Origin of the sequence: Variovorax sp. PDC80 (assembly GCF_900115375.1) — a bacterium.
Taxonomy (GTDB): domain Bacteria; phylum Pseudomonadota; class Gammaproteobacteria; order Burkholderiales; family Burkholderiaceae_C; genus Variovorax.
The window spans coordinates 725,352-745,279 of sequence record NZ_FOWG01000003.1 but is presented as its reverse complement, the minus strand read 5'-3'; the positions used below and the strand labels follow the sequence as shown (position 1 = coordinate 745,279).

At 65.6% G+C, this 19,928-nt stretch carries 7 protein-coding genes; 4 read left to right on the top strand and 3 right to left on the bottom strand.

The genetic code is table 11. The features are described from left to right. Positions 1-3 precede the first annotated feature (3 nt). Complete coding sequence (locus BM109_RS13295; protein ID WP_256222546.1) at positions 4-561, bottom strand: hypothetical protein; 558 nt, start codon at positions 559-561, stop codon at positions 4-6. Then, a complete protein-coding gene (xth, locus tag BM109_RS13290; RefSeq protein WP_093343378.1) occupies positions 554-1,339 on the bottom strand; it encodes an exodeoxyribonuclease III in 786 nt (261 codons plus the stop codon). The genes BM109_RS13295 and xth overlap by 8 nt, the downstream gene beginning before the upstream one ends. 276 nt (positions 1,340-1,615) lie before the next feature. On the opposite strand from xth, the gene BM109_RS13285 reads away from it, so the two are divergent. Together BM109_RS13285 and BM109_RS13280 are read left to right on the top strand one after the other, a co-directional pair. Next, entirely contained in the window at positions 1,616-16,789 is a 15,174-nt protein-coding gene (locus BM109_RS13285; RefSeq protein WP_093343377.1) for a phage head spike fiber domain-containing protein, read from the top strand. An 8-nt stretch (positions 16,790-16,797) separates the two neighbouring features. Then, positions 16,798-17,196, top strand: a complete 399-nt coding sequence (locus BM109_RS13280; RefSeq protein WP_093343375.1) for a hypothetical protein — start codon at positions 16,798-16,800, stop codon at positions 17,194-17,196. A 122-nt stretch (positions 17,197-17,318) separates the two neighbouring features. Here the strand turns inward: BM109_RS13280 and BM109_RS13275 are convergent, their stop codons facing one another. Then, positions 17,319-17,681 (bottom strand): helix-turn-helix domain-containing protein, encoded by a 363-nt coding sequence (locus BM109_RS13275; RefSeq protein ID WP_093343373.1) that lies wholly within the window; start codon positions 17,679-17,681, stop codon positions 17,319-17,321. A gap of 166 nt (positions 17,682-17,847) precedes the next feature. On the opposite strand from BM109_RS13275, the gene BM109_RS13270 reads away from it, so the two are divergent. Continuing rightward, positions 17,848-19,248, top strand: coding sequence for a CHC2 zinc finger domain-containing protein (locus BM109_RS13270; RefSeq protein ID WP_093343372.1), 1,401 nt, complete (start codon positions 17,848-17,850; stop codon positions 19,246-19,248). Beyond that, positions 19,245-19,754, top strand: a complete 510-nt coding sequence (locus BM109_RS13265) for a hypothetical protein (RefSeq protein WP_143129158.1) — start codon at positions 19,245-19,247, stop codon at positions 19,752-19,754. The genes BM109_RS13270 and BM109_RS13265 overlap by 4 nt, the downstream gene beginning before the upstream one ends. Positions 19,755-19,928 lie beyond the last annotated feature (174 nt).

The window sequence follows — 19,928 nt, the reverse complement described above, 5'->3', positions numbered from 1 at the left end:
GACTCAGCGGCTGCGTTGTCCCTGCGTCAGCGAATCGAGCTGGAACTTCCCGCTCTTGTCCCAGAGCCAGGTGTCGATGTAGGTGTGGCCGCCGAGCTTGCCTGGGTTGGGCAGCGGCGAGGCCGCCTTGATCAGCTCCTCGATCATCGGCGGCACCTCGGGCGCATGGCTCGGTATGCGGCTGAAGGTCACGCCCGTGACCTTGCCGTTCGCGTCGATGTCCGTCTCGACCACCACCACCGCGTAGACCAGCGGCGGGATCTTGCCCTTGTAGATGCGCTGCGCGTACTTCGTGTAGATGTGGCGCGCGCCGATCTTGCGGTAGGCCCGCACCACGGGCGTCTGCGTCGTGATGAGGCGCACCGTGGGCACGTCGGACTTCGCGGGCGGGCCGTCGTCGGGCGCGGTGGCGGTGGCGGTGGTGCCGGGGCTCGCGGGACTCTCGCCGCCGCTCGCGGGCTTCTTGTCGAACACGCCGCAGGCCGCGAGCGACAGTGCCAGCGCGGCCGTGGCCACGGCCTTGGCGATCGCCGCGGCGCGGCGCTTTCCGGCCTCAGCCACCGAGGTCCACGTCGAGCACCACCGGCGCATGGTCGCTGGGCTTTTCCCATTTGCGCGGCACGCGGTCGATCACGCAGCCCTTGACCTGCGGCTTGAGCGCGTCGCTCACCAGCACGTGGTCGATGCGCAGCCCGCGGTTCTTCTGGTAGCCGAGCATGCGGTAGTCCCACCACGAGTAGCTCTTCTCGGGCTGCTCGAACATCCGGAAGCTGTCGGTCAGGCCCAGGCCGAGCAACTGCTTGAAGTGGTCGCGCTCCTCGGTCGTGTGGTGGATGGTTTCCTTCAGGCCCACCGGGTCGAAGCTGTCGCGGTCCTCGGGCGTGATGTTGAAGTCGCCCAGCAGCACCAGGTTCGGATTCGCGGCGAGTTCGGCACGCAGCCACTCGCGCAGCGCGTCCAGCCATTTCATCTTGTAGGCGAACTTGTCGGAGCCCGGCGCCTGGCCGTTCACGAAGTAGCCGTTGACCACGCGCACCGGCCCGCGCGGCGTGTCGATGGTGGCGGCGATCACGCGCGACTGGTCGTCGGTGAAGCCGCCGATGTTCTTCACCACGTCGCGCACCGGCGCGAGGCTCAGGATCGCGACCCCGTTGTAGGTCTTCTGGCCGAACACCGCCGCGTCATAGCCGGCCGACTTGAGGATCTCGAGCGGGAACTTGTCGTCGCTCATCTTGAGTTCCTGCAGGCACAGCACGTCGACCGGGTTGGCGATCAGCCAGTCGAGCACGTGCTGCAGGCGGGCGGTGAGGGAGTTGACGTTCCAGGTGGCGATCTTCATGGGGGGCGGCGAATTCTGTGGGTCCGGCAGCTTAGCAAACGGCTCGCGGAGGTTGGCGCGAACTTGTTACCAGGCCCGGCCAGCGAATTCCCTTTTAGATCTTGGGTTTACTAAACAGAACCGGAAACGCGCGGATGTATTGCCGAGAACTGCGTTTCGGGGGAAGAGGAGCGCCGGGCCCGCCGCGTGTGCGGCGGGCCCGAGCGATTGGAGTGCAATCCAGTGCCCTTCGGAACACGGTTCGTTTCATGAATCTGATTCGAACGGGTAGAAAAAATGGTTGCAATCGTCAGTGGCAATAGCCTGGGCCTGAGTTTGACGTCGCTGGGGGTTCTGGGGCCGCGGGGCGGGCTGGGGGTGGCGGGGCAGGGTCGCAACGGTGAGCAGGCGTATGTGAACATCGCCAACGGCAACCTGGTGCTGCAGGACCTGGAAGACAAGCTGGTGGGGCGGGGCGCGGACATCGGTGTGGTTCGCACGTACAACAGCCAGGGTTTGCTGAACGACGACAACGCAGACAACTGGGTGGTGGGCGCCTTCGGCCAGAAGGTGGTGCTCACGGGCACGGTGGCCACCGCGGGCAGCACGCTGGTGCGCACCGATCGGGATGGCGCGAGCGCGACCTATACCTGGAACGCGGCCAAGAGCCTGTACATCAGCACGGCCGGCGCGGGCGCCTTCGACACCATTGCCTACGACGCGGGGGCGGCACGCTACGTGTGGACCGACGGCGCCACCGGGCTGGTGGAGCGCTACGAGAGCACCGGAGCGGGCCGGCTGATGTCGGTGGCCGATCCGGCGGGCAACACCGTCGCCTACACGTACAACGCCGGGGCCAACGGCCTGCTGCAGAGCATGGTGGACGCCAACGGCGAGACCACGTACTTCGACTACACCGGCACCAACCTCACGCAGATCCGCACGGTGGCCACCGGCGGGGCGACCACCACGCGGGTGCGCTATGCCTACGACAGCGCCAACCGCCTGTCCACGGTCACCGTCGACCTCAGCCCCGAGGACAACGCCGTGGCCGACGGCAAGACCTACGTCACCACCTACGGCTACGACGGCACGAGCAACCGCATCGCCTCGGTCACGCAAAGCGACGGCACCAGCCTGGCCTTCACCTACGTGTTGGTGGGCACGGACTACCGGGTGGCCACGGTCAAGGACGGCCTGGGCCAGAGCACGAGCTACGCCTACGACAGCGCCAACCGCACCACCACCGTCACCGACGCGATGGGGCTGGTGAGCGTCTACGTGTACGACGCGGCCGGCCAGCTCACCCAGATCAAGGCGCCGGCCGTGAACGGCGTCCAGCAGATCACCACCTTCACCTACGACGCCAACGGCCACGTGACCAGGGTCACCGACCCCAAGCTCCTGTCGGTGGACATGGCCTACGACGCCAACGGCAACCAGCGGCTGCAGCGGGACGCCGCGGGCAACACCATCACGCGCACCTTCGACGCGCGCAACCGGCTGCTCAGCGAGAGCGTGTACCTCGTGCCCGACCCGGACGCCGCCGATGCGGGCGTCGCGCCCTCGCAGCCGCTGACCACGCGCTATATCTACGCCGAAGGCGCCAACGCCGCCAAGGACCTGCTGCGCTTCGTGCTCAGCCCCGAGGGGCGCGTCACCGAGTACCGCTACGACAGCTACGGCCAGCGCACCAGTGCCCTGACGTACGCCGCGGCCCGGTACACCGCCACGAGCCTCGCCGAGGCCGACCTGGCCACCTGGGTCGGTACCCCCCAGAATTACACCCAGGCCAGCCGCACCGACACCGTGTACGACGCGCGCGGCCAGGTGCAGAAGGTCACCGTCTTCAGCCGCGTGGACGCCGCCGGCAACGGCGTGGCCGATGCCAGCCAGTCGATCACCCAGTACGTGTACGACCGCGCCGGGCTGCTGCTGAGCACCGTCAGCGCCACTGCCGGCACCACCACCTACACCTACGACGGCAAGGGCCGGGTGCTGTCCACGCAGAACGCGCTCAACCAGAGCAGCCTCACGCGCTACGACGACGCCAACAACAAGACCATCGTCACCCTGGCCAACGGCCTGATCACCACCAGCGCCTACGACAAGAACGGGCGCCTGGTGAGCATCACCCAGGGCACCGCGCAGGTGACCAACCTCGGCACCACCAGCTACGCCTACGACAAGAACGGGCGCCTGTACCAGCAGACCGACCCCACCAACGTGCGCAGCGCGCGGCTGTACGACGAGGTCGGGCGCCTGGTGGGCGAGATCGACAGCCTGCGGCGGCTGACCGAGTACGTCTACGACAAGAACGACCAGCTCACGCAGAAGATCGTCTATGCGACGTCGGTCAACGCCACCACCCTGGCGGCGTACTTCGCCGACCCGAACGCCGCGCCCGTCAACCGCCTGGCCGCGCTGCGCCCGGTCGCGAGCACGGCCGACCAGGACAGCTGGCGCATCTACGACAACGCCGGGCGCCTGGTGCGCACCGTCGACGGCGCAGGCGCCGTGGTCGACATGCGCTACGACGGCGCCTCGCGCCTGGTGGCCACCACCGCCTACGCCAACCCGCTGACCCCCGCCGTGCTGGGCAACCTCTCGGGCACGCCCACGCTGGGCGACACCAACCCGACGGCCAACCCCACGGGCGATCGCGTCAGCCGCCGCCTCTACGACAACGATGGCCTGCTCGTGGGCACGCTGGACGCCGAGGGCTACCTCACCGAGTCGCGCTACGACGCCCAGGGCCGCCTGATCACCCAGGTGAGCTACGCCGCACAGATCACCGACGCCACCCTGCGCGCCTCGGGCACCCTCGCGCAGCTGGTCACCAACGCCGGCAGCTCCGCGCCGCTGCAGGCGCAGAACCAGACCTCGCGCTGGCTGTACGACGCGCAGAACCGCGTCATCGCCCAGATCGATGCCGAGGGCTACCTCAGCGAGAACGTGTACGACGCCAACGGCAACGTCACCAGCGCCAAGCGCTACAACACGGCGCTGAGCGCCGCCACCCTGGGGGCCATCACCACCGCCACCACGTTGGCGAGCCTGCGCGAGGCTGCGGGCACCGACGCGGGCGACCGCACCACCACCGCCGTCTACGACAAGCTCAACCGCGTCACCCAGCGCACCAACTTCGAGGGCAGCATCACCCAGTACGTGTACGACACGGTGGGCAACCTCGTGAGCACCACCACCGCGGCGGGCAGCACCGACGCGCGGGTGGCCAATGCGCGCTACGACGCCCAGGGGCGCCTGGTGGGCGAGCTCACGGGCGTGGGCAGCGCCTTGCTCGTGGCCGGCCAGACCCAGGCCCAGATCGACACCGTGTGGGCCCAGAACGGCCTCACCCATGCCTACGACAGTGCCGGGCGGCGCATCAGCACCACCGACGGCAACGGCAACAAGACCCTGTTCTTCTACGACACCAACGGCCAGCTCAGCCACAGCGTCAACGCGCTGGGCGAGGTCACCGAGCGGCAGTACAACCTCTTCGGACAGCTGGAGGCCACGCTGCAGATCGGCACGCGCCTGACCAGCGCAGCCCTCACGGCGCTCGGCGGCGGCGGCCTGCTCACGACGGCCAACACCACCGCCTTCAACGCCCTGAAGAATACCGCGCTGGACAGCAAGCAGAGCTTCACCTACACCGTGCGCGGGCAGGTGAGCACGGCCAAGGATGCGCTGGGCAACACCACCACGTCGAGCTACAACGCCTTCGGCGAGCGCACCGGCGTGACCCAGGACCTGGGTGGAGGCGCCCAGCGCGTGCAGAGCATGAGCGTGGACCGCCGCGGTCTCGTGACCGGCACCGTGACGGACGCCTCGGGCATCAACGTCATCACCAGCGCCGTGTACGACGCCTTCGCCCGCCTGGTGCGCAGCAGCGACGACAACGGCAACGTCCATCAGCAAAGCTACGACCGCCTCGGGCGCACGGTCTCCACCACCGATGCGCTCAACAAGGTGCGCACCACCACCTACGACGCCTTCGACCGCGTGCTCACGCAGGTCGACGCGCTCGGGCGTACCACCAGCTACACCTACGACAACGCGCTGCGCACCGTCATCGTCAAGACGCCCGAGAACGTCACCGTCAAGACCACCTACACGCGGCAAGGCCAGAAGCTCAGCGTGCTGGATGGCAACAACGTCACCACCACCTACGCCTACGACAAGAACGGCAACCTGCTGAGCACCACCTCGGGCGGCAGCGTCGCGAGCAGCACCTACGACCGCACCAACCGGCTCATCCAGACCAAGGACGCCAACGGCAACCTGGTCGACCTGACGTACGACGCGGCCAACCGGGTGCTCACCCGCACCGTGGACAAGACCGGCCTGAACCTGGTCACCACCTACGCCTACGACGCCAAGGGCCTGCAGTTCAACGTCACCGACCCCAACGGCACGCTCACGAAGATCGTGTACGACCTCGAGGGCCAGGTGACGCGCAAGGAGGTCGACCCCACGGGGCTGAACCTGGTCACCCAGTACAGCTACGACGCCGAGGGCCGCGTGCTCACGACGATCGACCCCACGGGCACGACCACGCAGTACGTGTACGACAAGCTGGGGCGGCGCGTCCAGGAGCGCATCGACCCCGCGGGGCTGAACCTCACGCGCAGCTATACCTACGACAAGGGCGGCAACGTCACGAGCGCCACCGACGCGAACAACCAGGTCACGCGCTACGTCTACGACTCGGAAGACCGGCTGGTCTTCACGCTGGACCCGGCCGCGGGGCTGCAGCGCATCGCCTACGACGCCGAAGGGCGTGTGGTGCTCACCGTGCGCTATGCCACGCCGATCGTTCTGACGGGCCTGCCGGCCATGCCGGCGGCGCTGACCTTCGATCAGCTGAACCCCAAGGTGCCGGTGGCCAGCGCGGGCGACAGCACCGAGCACCGGGTGCTGGACCAGGACGGGCGGCTCGTGGCCACGGTCAACGGGCTGGGCGAGGTGGTCAAGTACGCCTACGACGGCAACGGCAATGTGATCGATCGCATCGCCTACGCCAACCCGATCGCGCTGGGCAGCTGGGTCGTGGGCACGGTGCCCACGCCCACGGCCACGACCAATCCGGCGCGCGACATGCGCCTGCGCACGGTCTACGACGCACTGAACCGGGCCACCTTCACCATCGACGGGGTGGGGGCGGTCAAGCGCAATGTCTATGACGCCAACGGCAATGTGGTGGAGCGCATCGCCTATGCGGTGACCGTACCGCCCGCGACCGAGGCCACCACCGCGGCGCTGACGGCGGCGGTGACGCCGCTGGCCAATGCCGGGCGCGATGCGCGCGAGGTGATGGTCTACGACCGCGCCAACCGGCTGATCGCGAGCACCGATGGCGTGGGCACGGTCACGCAGCGCCTGTACGACAAGAACGGCAACGTCACCAACATCGGCTACACGCCCTCGGGGGCGAACCTGCTCACGCAGAGCGAGTTCGCCAATGGCTTGAGTGACCTGCAGGTGCGCGCTGGCCCCGTCACGGCGACGACGATGACGGGGTATGCGGGCGCGCTCAAGGTCGATGCGTCGACCACGGCCGCCTCCACCGCCTACAAGCAGCTGGTGACGACGCCGGGCACGAACTACACCTTCTCGGTGATCGTGCAGATGGACGACGGCCAGCCGCCGGCCTTCGGCAGCGCGACCTTCAAGGACGCGACCAACTCCTTCGTGCTGGTGATGTACAACGCCGCGCGCAACACGCAGCAGTACACCGTGCAGGACCTCGGCGGCGGTCGCTACCGGGTGTCGTTCGCGGCGGTGGCCACGGGCACCTACACGGGCTTCGGCATCGTCAAGTACATCGAGAACGATGCGCGCGGCTTCAAGGTCACGGGCTACCAGCTCGAGCAGGCGAGCGCCGCGGGCGCCTATGTGCGCACGGGCGCGACCACGGTGGCCGCCGGGGCGGCGACCTCCACCACGCGCTACGCCTACGATGCGGCCGGGCGGCTGGTCTATACGGTCGGGGCGCAGGGGCAGGTGGAGAAGAACAGCTATGACGCCGCGGGGCGCGTGACGCTGGTCACGCGTTATGCGAAGGCGCTCAACCCCGTGGGGTTGGGGGCCAGTCCGACGGTCGCGCAGATCGATGCGCTGGTGCAGGCCAATACCAACCTCTTTACGCAGAGTGAGTTCGCCAATGGGTTGACCGATGCGCCAGGCAGGGTTGGCGTGGTCTCGGTGGCATCGATGACGGGCCTGGCAGGTGCATTGCGCATCGCGCCTGATCCGAACGGTCCTTACTCCCTTGCCTACAAGACGTTCGCGGCCACGCCTGGGACGACTTACACCCTGTCGGTGATTGTGGAGATGGAGGACGGCCTGCCGCCGTCCTTCGGAAGTCCGACGGTCAATACGGCCGAGAACTCACTCGCGATCGTGATGTTCGGCGGCGGCATCGCTACGAACAAGTATGTGGTGCAGGACCTCGGAAATGGGCGCTACCGCATCTCGGCCACGGCCATCGCGCCCGCGGTGCTCGGATTGAACTTCGGGGTCGTCAAGTACACGGCCAACGATGCGCGTCCATTCCGCGTCTCCGGCTACCAGCTCGTGCAGGCCGCCACCGCCGGCACCTACGTCCCCACCACCACGGCCTCCACCGCGGCCAAGGACCAGCAGCAGCACAGCGTCTACGACAAGGCCGGGCGCCTGGTCGCCACCGTCAATGCCACCACCGACGCGCTGGGCAGCGTCGTCAAGTACACGCGCGATGCCAACGGCAACGTCATCGAGCAGCGCGCCTTCTACAACGCCGTGAGCATGGCGAGTTGGGTGCCCGGCACCGTGCCCGCGCCCACGGTCTCCGATGCGCTCGACCAGCGCACCCGCAGCTTCTACGACGCCGCCGGGCGCGTGGCCCTGAGCGTCGACGCGCTGGGCAACGTCCAGCGCAACGAGTACGACGCCCTTGGACGCCTGACGCGCGTCACGCGCTATCCCAAGCCCGTGCCCGCGGCCACCACCAACACTTACCAGGCGTTGCTGGATGCCGCCGCCGCCCTGGTGACCACGGCCCTGCCCGCGCAGGTCGCGGTCTTCGTCTACGACGCCGCCGGGCGCAAGGTCAGCCAGACCTCGGCCTCCGGGCGGCCCGAGGCGGCCACCACGGTCTATGTCTACGACGGCCTGGGCCTGCTGATCAAGACCGTGGAGGCGCGTGGTGTCGAACTCTCGCAGTCCGACACCACCTGGGCACTGGTGCAGCGCCAGCAGCTGGGCATCGTCAATGCCGCCGGTGGTGGTCTGTTGCAGGCCAACCTGACGCAGGCCCAGCGCGACAGCCTCGCGGCGCGCTACACCACCACCAACGCCTACGATGCGGCCGGGCGCAAGATCAGCGTGACCGACCCGCTGGGCGGGGTGACCGAGTCGAGCTACGACGCCAACGGCAACGTGGTGAAGATCACCGATCCGCTGAAGAACTCGGCCTTCTACTACTTCGATGCGGCCGGGCGCGTGAAGCTCAGCGTGGACCCCGAGGGCTACGCCACCGCCACCACCTACGACACGCTGGGCAAGACCCTGAGCGTGAAGCGCTTCTACAACAAGGTCACTGGCACCTACAGCGTGACCCAGGCGCCGGCGCTGCCCACCACGCATGCGAGCGACGCGCTCACGCAGTTCGGCTACGACGCGTCGGGGCGGTTGCTGCGCACCACCGACGCGGAGGGCAAGTTCGAGAGCTATACCTACAACGCGCTGGGCCAGCGCGAGACGCTGACCAACAAGCGCGGCGGGGTGACCATCTACGTCTACGACCGGCTCGGGCGGGTGGTGAGCGAGACGCTGCCGATCACGAGCAAGAACGCGAGCGGCCAGCTCATTGCGGTGGTCAACCTGACCACCTACGACGCCTTCGGCAACAAGCTCACGACCACCGAGGCGGCGGGGCTGCCCGAGCAGCGGCTGACGACCTACACCTACGACGGGCTGAACCGGCAGTTGACGGTGCGCCTGGCGTCGGTGAGTGTCTATACCGCTGCCGGTGGCTGGACCACGGCAGCGCCCACGCGTACGAACACCTATGACGCGAGCGGCAACCTGATCGTCGCGGTAGATGCCAATGGGGGGCGCACGCGCAGCTGGTTCGACTCCAATGGGCGCAAGGTGGCGGAAGTCAGTGCCACCGGAACGCTGAGCCAGTGGACCTATGACGCGGCCGGCAATGTGCTGTCGCTGAGCGTCTACGGCAACCCGGTCGCGCTGCCCGCGGGCGATGCGCTGCCCGTGCCGGTGGATGCGAACAACCTGCGCAAGACCACCTACAAAGTCGATGCCAACAATCGCGTGGTCGCCACGACGGTGGCCAACCTGTACTTCGGCTCGCGCAGCGACACGACCGGTCAGTACGAGATTGGTTACGGCGACATGGTGCAAGAGACCGGCTACGACGCCAACGGTCAGGTGGTGCGCCAGAAGAACGGCGCCGGGGCGCTGGTCTACACCTGGTACGACAAACTCGGCCAGAAGGTGCTGGAGGTCGATCCGCTGGGCTATGCCGTGCGTTGGGAGCGAGACACCAACGGCGCGGTTTCCCGCGAGACGCGTTATGCCAAGCCGATGTCGTCGAACGACCTGGCGCTGCTCAGCGAGAGCAACCTGATGACCGCGGTGCTGGCCAAGATCCCGGAGCAGAGCTCCTCGGCCAACCGCGTGACCGAGTACACCTACGATCGCAACGGCCGCATGCTCAGCGAGTCGCGCCTGGCCGTGTTCTACGGCAGCGTCAACGCCAGCACCGGCGCGCTGAGCGAAACCACCGCCGCATCGACCAAGCGCTATGGCTACGACGCGATGGGTAACCAGAACTCGGTGATCGACGCACTGAACCAGCGCACCGACCTCGTCTATGACGTGCTGGGTCGCCTGCTCACGCAGCAGAAACCCACGGCAGCGAACGAAGTCGGCACGCAGGTGCGCGAAACCACCGACTACGAATACGACGGCCTCAACAACGTGCGCCGCGAAATTCGCCGCGGCACCAACAATGCCTCGGAAGCAGACGACCAGATCGTGAGCTATGGCTACGACGCCACGGGCGTGCGTACCTCGATGATCACGGCCAAGAACGAGACCTTCACCTACGGGCGCGATGCCAACGGCAACATGACTGCGCAGATGGTCGACCGTGTGGATGCCGACGGTGCGGTCTCCAAGGAGATCGTGAGCATTGCATACGACGCGGCCAACCGCGAGACCACGCGCTTCACCGGCACGCGCAACGCCGCCAATGCGCCGGTCTACGACGTCGCGAAGACGGTGACGACCGCCTACAACACCTACGGCCAGATTGCGAGCAAGAAGACCGGCAGCGGCAACAACGCCGGTGCAGCGCAGGAGTACTACGACTACGACGGCGCCGGCCGCCTGTGGCGTTCCAACTCGCAGGATGGCATCAGCAAGGCATGGTTCTACGACCTCGCGGGCAATGCCACGCTGCTGATGCAGTCGCAGACCGTGGACCTGCGCACGCTCACCATGAGCGCGCTGGTCGGGCGCACCGACATCCTGCAGACCATCACGATCTACGACAAGCGCAACCAGGCCCTCAGCGTCATCCAGCCCAAGGTCACGGCCTCCAGGCCCAACCTCGTGCTGCTGGCGACGCCGCTGAGTGTGGACTCGGGGCAGTTCGGGGGATTGAATCTCGCGATCGGGTCTTCGCAGGGAACCACTGGAACGCCGGTGATCACCGGGGCGCTCCATGGAAGCAATGTCACCGCGGTGCAACTGCCCGGTTTCCCCATGGGTTATTTACCAGGGGTCTTGTCATTCGGAAGCGACGAGTTCTCGAATGCCTTCGAGGCGCTGTACGGACAGATTTCCACCTGGAAGATCGTTCTTCAGCCCTTCGGAGGCCAGCCCACCGACATCTATGCACAAGGCGGAGGGCCGTGGCCGAAGGCCATCCTCACAGGGGCGGCCGATGGCTACTCGACTGGCGCCATGATCTACGCCATTACCGCGAGCGGGGAGCACATCCAAGCCGCAGCCGCCACGATGGCGCAGGTGGTGAACGGCATCGTGGTGTCTCCAACCGGCAACTTCCTGCGTCTGACGCAAGGCGGTATTTCCGAAGAGGAGATGTCGATCACGCTTTACGACCGTCCCCTGGGATCGAACGGTCCGTTTGGCACATCCCTGCCAGTGTTCAAGGCTGGCAAGTGGGGCGAGAGCCTGAACGATGTCGGCGTCAATGGGTGGTATACGACCCGACTCGAGAACCTCAATGGTGCAGCGACGGAGTTGCTGTTCGTCGTGACTCGGAAAAGCGATGGCGCGGTTGTGCGCCGAGATTCGATCCAGGTCTGGCCGCCGACCGGTGTGTCGGGTTCGGTCGCGCCCGAGAAGCCGATCTTCACGCACGACGGCATCGTGCATTTCTCTGGAATGCAGACCTCGGGCAGCCTGCGGCCGGCCTCGATCCGGGTCAGCCAGCGCTCGTGGTGGGAGCCGAACAGCAATTTCACTTCCGTCTCCGTTGGCAAGCTGAGCGAGGGTCTCTTCGACATGAATCTCGGTTGGGGCACTAAGGACCTCTATATCGAGATGCTGGACAAAGATGGGATCGTCATCGACCGCGTGCGCGGCAAGATCGATCCCGGCACCTCGCTCTACGAACTCCAGTTCGTGCGTGAACTGCCCTCGACCATCAACTTCCAGGGCATCCCCACCAACGCCACTTCGCTGACGATCGAGTACACGCCGCAGGGCCCGGGCAAGCCGGCCGGCTCGGTCACGCTCACGCGCGCCCCGGGTGCCACCACTTTCGAATGGGACACGCGCGGCGCGGGCCTGATCCCCGACTTCCGCAATCTCTACAGCTATGCGATCAAGTTCGTGGCCAAGGACGCCGACGGCTTCGAGGTGATCAAGGCCACCGGCAACATCACCGTGGGCGCCATGTCGCAAGGCACCAGCGCAACGCTCTCCGGCAGCAGCAAGCCGCAGGTGCTGACCTTCGACCCGGGCGTTGCGAGCGCACAGACCTTGAAACTGCGCTATCGCGAAAAGGGCGCCGGCGCTCAGGCAAACTTCTCGGAGGTCGTCGCAACGCGCACGGCCAGCGGCGTCTTCAAGTGGGATGCCACCGCCGCCGGCCTCAAGCAGGACAAGGAATACGAATACCTCTACGACATCTACAACGCCGCCGGCGCCATCATCGGCAGCGGCGAGGGTTACTTCCGGCCCGACAACAGCACGGGCAACGACGCGGCCAACATCCGCCTGCAATGGATCATCCCCAACCTGCCGGGCGGCCCCACCGTGCCGGGCCAGTCCTCGCAGATCAACAGCAGCTGGCAGGTCCAGCGCAGCCAGAGCTACGACGCCTTCGGCCAGATCACCAAGGAGACCGATGGCAACGGCAATGCCACCACGCTGAGCTACAACGCGCTGGGCCAGCTGGTCGACAAGATCGGACCGGCCACCAGCATCACGCAGGCCAATGGCCAGGCAGTGACGGTCACGCCGACCGAGCACTACAGCTACAACCTCAATGGCCAGCTGGTCGGCAAGCGCGATGCCAATGGCAACCAGAGCACCCTGGTGCTCGATGCCGCGGGGCGTGCCACCGCGGAGTGGCATCCGGGCGTCGCAGCTGGCAGCTCCGTCGCTGTACGCAAGGCCTATGACGTGTTCGGCAACCTGCGCACCGTCACCGACGAGATCGGACGCATCACCAACAACAGCTACGACGCCAACAACCGTCTCGTGCGTATCGATCGTCCCGTCAACTCGGACGGCAGCCGTTCCTTCGACACCTATGAGTACGATGCACTCGGCCAGCGCATCGCGCACGCCAATGCGCTGGGCTTCCGTGAGCGCACCTACTACGACAGCCAGGGCCGGGTCACGCGCTACGTTTCCGCGGAAGGGCGCGCCACCAGCTATGCCTATACCTACGACAACACGATCGGCTCCATTGGCGGCGTGAAGACCGGCGGCTGGGTCTACACCACCACCGATGCCAACGGCCGCGTTCAGACGCTCAAGAACGACGTGTTCGGCCGCACGATGTGGAAGCAGGACCTGGGCGGTCACCAGTTCACCTACGGCTACAACTGGTCGGGCCTGATCGCCAGCCAGACCGGCACCTCGGGCCAGAACATCACCTACGCCTATTACGCCAACGGCTACCTGCGCCAGGTGATCGATGCGGGCACCTCGACCGAAAGCTACTTCGAGTACGACAACAACGGCAATCGCACGTTCGAGGGCTACAAGTCCGCGACCAACGCCACCGCGATGGTTTTCCAGCAGTCCAACGTTACTTACGACGAGTTCAACCGCGTCAAGAGAATCGTCGACGACCGCTACGTCATCGAGTACGAGTACGACGCGAACGGCAACCGCCGGCGCGTGAAGAGCCAGTACAAGAACGCCGTCACCGGCGGCGGCGAGACGCAGGACTACTGGTACACCTACGACAACATGAACCGCTTCACGGTGACCATGGGCCAGCTGGTCAACGGGCAGATCGTGCGCGGTTCGTCGGGCGACGGCGTGACCATCGAGTACGACAACGCCGGCCAGCGCAAGGCCGCGACCTATGCGAACGACGGCCACCGCGAGGACTACGACTACAACGGTGCCGGCAACCTGACCACGATGAAGATCAACGGCGTGCTGCGCAGCCGTCGCACCAATGACCTCGCGGGCCGGGTCACGCTGTACGAGGAACTCGCGCAGAACCAGACAGCGACCCTGAGCCAGACCCGGTACTGGGACAAGGACAACCTGCTGACCTTCGACGTGGACAGCGTGACCACCTCGAGCACGCAGTACCTGCGCATGGCCGATGGCACGCTCGAGTTCACGAAGTCGGACAACTACGATTTCAAGGGTGGCACGGTCAGCAAGAGCAACACCGGCTACACCTACGAATGGTGGGATTCGGCCAAGCAGAAGGAGATCCTGGTGGCGGCGGGCAGCACGGGCGTGCCGGTGGGCACGCTGTGGATGCCCGGGTACTCGGTATTCGTGTACGACGTGAATGGCCATGTGAAGGCCGCCAGCGATCCGAACGGCGGGCGCACCTTCACCTACTGGACCAATGCCGAAGGCCAGGTGCTGCAGCGCGACGAGTACATGAGCGGGGCCTACATGCCGTTGGGGCTGCCGAACAAGAACCGCTCCCATCGCTACTTCTATTTCGATGGCAAGCGCGTGGGCAACGTCGGCAACGACGGCACCGAGCGCGAGGACTATGCGCAGCAACTCGCGCGCGAGCCCAATGCGTCCGGCCCCGACAGCAAGTACAAGAAGTTCACGCCCACGAACTCGGCGGACTTCGACGAGAACTACCAGCCGATCAACTCGTACTACCCGAGCGCCACGCCGGGCAACTACACGGTGCGGGCGGGCGACACGCTCGAGAGCATCGCGCGCGCGGTGTGGGGCGATGCGTCACTGTGGTACATGCTGGCCGACGCCAACGGCCTCGACGGGCAGCCTTCGGCGCCGCTGGTGGCGAATACCGTGCTGGTGGTGCCCAACCGGGTCACAAACGTCCACAACACGAGCGAGACCTTCAGGCCCTATGACCCGGGCAAGGCGATGGGGGATACGAGTCCGACGCTGCCGGAGCCGTTCTTCCCGCCTAGCAAGGACAAGGAGAAATGCGGGGGGTTTGGGCAGATCATCCAGGTCGTGGTGACGGCTGTGGTGGCGTACTTCACGGGCTATTACCTTGGATGGGGTGTTGCCGGTGGGGCGGCGGCTGGCGCGGCAGGCTCCATCGCGGGACAGACCGCAGGCATTGCGATGGGTGTTCAGGACAGCTTTAGTTGGAAGGCTGTGGGGCTGGCGGCTATCGGAGGCGCGGTAGGGGGTGTATTGAATGTGGAGGGATTGCTGCCGAAGGTGGATAACTTGTTTGTCGATGGAGCCATTCGTGGCGCGGTCGGCAGCGTAGCCACGCAGGGGCTCGCTGTTGTCACGGGGCTGCAGCAGAAATTCGACTGGCGGGGTGTGGCCGCCGCCGCCGCAGGCGGTGCCGTGTCCGCATGGGTGGGGCAGCAGGTGTTGCCGAAGTCTCTCGATGCGTTCAGTCGTACTCTGGCCTCGCAGATGGCCGGCGGGGTCGTGAATGCGGCGGTTCGTGGGGGGAGTGTGAGCAGGGCACTACCCGGAATCATGGCGGATGTGGTCGGGTCAACGATTGGCAATGCGTTGGGCGACAGCATTGCGGCAGCCAACACGAACGGAAGCGTCCCTGGGCCGGTGAGCGCCGATGAGAGGTCGCGCATCCTGGGGTACTTCGTAGATGGACCGGGGGATGGCATTCCGCGAGTCAATGGGTTGGATTTTTCGCAGGATGCGGCCATGCGGAAAATGGCCCTCGACCCTTACAACCTGTCTGACTTCCGTGGTGTTGCGCCGACCTCGCCGGGCAGTACGACGCTCGACATCGAAAAGGCTCAGCAGCGTGTCTACGTGACCGGCCGGAAGCCGGTCTACGACTTCGGTGATCCGTTGGAAGGCGGGGATGTGGGTGACCAGTTCGCCGCAGGCTCCGTCCGGGTGATGCGTGGCAACGCTGTCGGTCGTGGCGGCGTCGAAGTGTTAGACCCAGTACCCTCCACCGTTAACGGTGTCAGCGTGAACCAGCGCACCGATGCGCTGTTCCAGCTCGGAGCCACCTTGTCAGGTGCTGGAGACCTTTACCGGGATATCAAACTCCTTGGTCCGCTCATGAGCGACATGGAGCAGCAGAACACGATTGATCGGCTCAAGGGTACCCTGCAAGACAAGTTGGGGATGATGCGGGTGCTGCCGTCAGAGGCCGATCTGGGTGCGGTTCGAAGCTTGGGTTCGGACGGTGTGCCGCGCTATGACAAGCAGGATTTGATCGACCGCTACAGCGATGCCAATCGCAAGGTGGAATTGATGAAGGCCGGCGTGATCGAGCTTGACCTCCGCAGCATGCTCATCACATCCATTGGCACCGCCAAGCTTACGCCCGACCAGTGGGTGGCGGAGAACACGCGGCGGTATCAGAGCGCTTTGGCTGCGGGCCTGGAAGAAGGTCAGCGCTTATATGACACGGGCAATTTGCGCCGCTACCCCTTGGATATGCCCGGGCAATTGCAGGTTGGCCTATACGGGGATGGTCAAGCAAGAGACACTGTGATTGCCTATAACCGTAACATTGGCGTTCCTGAGGGCGCTGGCCAGTTGTTGAGTATGAATCGCTGGAGTTATGACCCGAGCGGTAGCGGGCTGTACAACCGAATCGACTTGTTGATGGACTTGGGGCCGAACCGCAGCAACGGTTTGATTCTGCGCACGGCCATTGAAGGCAAGAGTTCGATGGAGGCGGTGCAGGCCTCTGGCGCACAAATCCAGCGTGTACAAAACTGGGTCACGCCGCGTGTTTACATGGCTACCCCGCAAGGGGTGTTCCCCATGCCGCCAGCGCCCAAACGTTTGAAGTGAGTGAAGTCATGAAACCCAAGATCTCTTTGCGCCAGTTCGAAAACAGCTTTATGGGCATGTCAGGCGTCACGTTGTATCGCCGGGGGATCAATGAGTTTTACCTGTCTCAAGGCTACCCCCGCATCTACGAGGAACTCGAAGCCGTGCGTCCCAAACTCGAAGCCATCGGCATGTATGAGCGCTGCCGTGATGCGCTCAAGCAGGCCGAGGCATGGGTACGTCAAGGCCCGGAACACGATGAAGAGGCGATATTGCTATTGCTCAATGTCGGCGGTGAGCTGGCCCGCGCGTCAGGCAGCCACGAGGCCATGCGCAAGAAGCTCAAAGACAACCCGAACGCCACCATCGAAGACTTCAAGGCCGACCCGGATGGTTGGCTGTTGCAAGAGCAACAAGAAAAGAAATGATGGCCCTCGTGCACGCGCCTGTCTCAATCCTTAGCTGCTAAAAGAAAAAAGCCCTTACCACCCCAGCCGCTGCCGGCTGAGGTTCGTGAGGGCTTCTTCGTTGGCGCGTTCGTCGTTGGTGGTCAGCGCCCCTGCTGGGCCAGCATGGCCTCGATCACATTCATCACCGTGCGCTGCTGCGTCTTGGGCAGTGCGCTGATGCGCTCCACATGCTGCATCAGCTTGGGCGCAGGCCCGCGCTTGCGCGCCGCCGTCTGCGGCTCGCCGATCAACTCTTCCACACTCGCCCCCAGCGTGCGCGCCAACAGCGGCAGCGCCGACACCGGCACGCGCCGCTGCCCCAGCTCGTAGGCGTTCACGGTGGGCTGAGAAACGCCCAGCGTCTGCGCCAGCTGTACCTGGGTGATCTGGCTGCCCTTGCGCAGCTGGGCGATGCGAGCGCCCAGCACCACGAAGAACTCGCGCTCGTCCTGACTGATGGCCACGGTGGGGAGACTTAAAGCAATAATGGAGCGCATATCTTAATCCTCGAAACTGGAAATGCGATTGGCGTTATCACATTACGTGATAATGTGGCGGTCGAGAATTTATTTCTTGACCTGTTCACCGTCAATGCCCCCGCGCCGGGGTCGGGAAAAGGCGTCCCCGCCCATGCCCCGCATCCCCGATACCGACCTGCAGCGGCTGAAGGAAGAGATCTCGGTGCAGCGTCTGGTGGAGGCCTCGGGGGTGGCGCTCAGGAAGGGCGGCAAAGACTTCACGGGCAAGTGTCCGTTCCATGCCGACGACACCGCGAGCCTGGTCATCACCCCGCACAAGAACCTGTGGCACTGCTTCGGCTGCCAGATCGGCGGTGGTCCGATCGACTGGGTGATCAAGGCCCGTGGCGTGAGCTTCCGGCACGCGGTGGAACTGCTCAAGGAAGAGCTGGCGGGCTCTGCATCCGTTCCTTCCTTAGCCGCTGATGCGGTGCCCGTGAAGCGCAGTACGGTGCGCGCGCTGCCGGCGCCGGTGGCGCTCGATGCTGATGACCATGCGTTGCTCGCGCAGACCCTGGACTACTACCACCAGCGTCTGAAGGAAAGCCCGGAGGCGCTGGCGTATCTCAAAACCCGAGGCCTGGACCCCGCGCTGCACCCCACGCTCATCGACACCTTCCGCCTGGGCGTGGCCGACCGCACGCCGGGCCTGCGCCTGCCCGAGAAGAACAGGAAAGACGGCGCCGCCATCCGCGAGCGTCTCCAGAAAATCGGTCTGATCCGCGAGAGCGGCCACGAGCACTTCAATGGTTCGTTGGTGGTTCCGGTGTTCGACGCGGCCGGCAACATTGCCGAGGCCTATGGTCGCAAGCTTCGCGACGACCTGCGCCCAGGCACGCCGAAGCACCTGTATCTGCCCGGCCCGCATGCGGGCGTCTTCAACCTGGTTGGCGTGGTGGCCGCTGGCCAGTGTCTCGAGGGCGAGCGCGACGTGATCCTGTGCGAGGCTCTGATCGACGCGCTCACCTTCTGGTGCGCCGGCTTCCAGAACGTTACCAGCAGCTACGGCATCGAGGGCTTCACCGCCGAAATCCTGGCGGCCTTCAAGGCGCACGGCATCGAACGCGTGCTCATTGCCTACGACCGCGACGAGGCTGGCGAGCGCGCGGCCGAGAAGCTTGCTGCGCAGCTGATCGGCGAAGGCCTGGAGGTGCTGCGGGTGGTGTTCCCCAAGGGGATGGATGCCAACGAATACGCCAGGAAGATGAGCCCTGCGGCGCAGGCCTTGGCTCTGGTGCTGCGTCAGGCCCGATGGATGGGCAGCGGCCGCCCGGCGCCGGTGGAGTCGATACAGGCCGAGCCCGTCGATGCCACCCGGCCCGAGGCCCGTCCTTCCTTAGCCGCTCGAACCGGTGCGCCTGGCGCAGCGCCGGCGCCCACGGCCAGGCTGGCCGACGACAACCCTGGCGATCTGCCTGGGGAGCTGCCCGACGAGCTGCGCATGCCCACGGGCGCGTGCGAGTGGCGCATCCGTGCCTGGAAAAAAATCCCTCGCCTGAGGCCATGCGCGTGAACCTGCAGGTGCGCCGTGTGCCTGCTGGTGAGCCGGATGCCGAGCCGATTGCGGGCTACCACATGGACACGCTGGACCTGTACGCGGCACGGGCACGCGCGGTCTTCGTGCGCCAGGCCGCCATCGAGCTGGGCCTGGGCGAAGACGGCGTGAAGCGCGAACTCGGCGCCGTGCTGCTCAGACTCGAAGCCTTGCAGGACGAGCTGCTCACGCAGGCGCGCGGCGAGCGCCATGCATCGGATGTGCGCGTGCTCTCGGCCGACGACGAAGCGCAGGCGCTGGCCTTGCTGCGCGCGCCGGACCTGCCGGCGCGCATCGTCGCCGACCTGCAGAGCCTGGGCGTGGTCGGCGAAGACACCAACCTGCTGGCCGCGTACCTGGCCGCGCTCAGCCGCAAACAGCAGTGCCAGCAGCGTGCGGCCATTGGCGAAACTGACACAAAGGCCTTGGGTCGTGTGCTTCGTTCCTCGCAAGCGACACTGGCTGCCGTGGAAAAGTCTACGTAATGCCTTGCGCACAAAAAATTCGGATAGCCTCTATCGGTGGAGTGCTTCGGTAGATGTCAGGCATGGTTTCTGCGCGAGAAGTACATGGGCATGTGGTGTCTCGTTGGTAACATCCCGCCGTAGGCACAATCACAATTTCGATCTCAAAGAGAACTTCTCCGATGAAAGATAAAA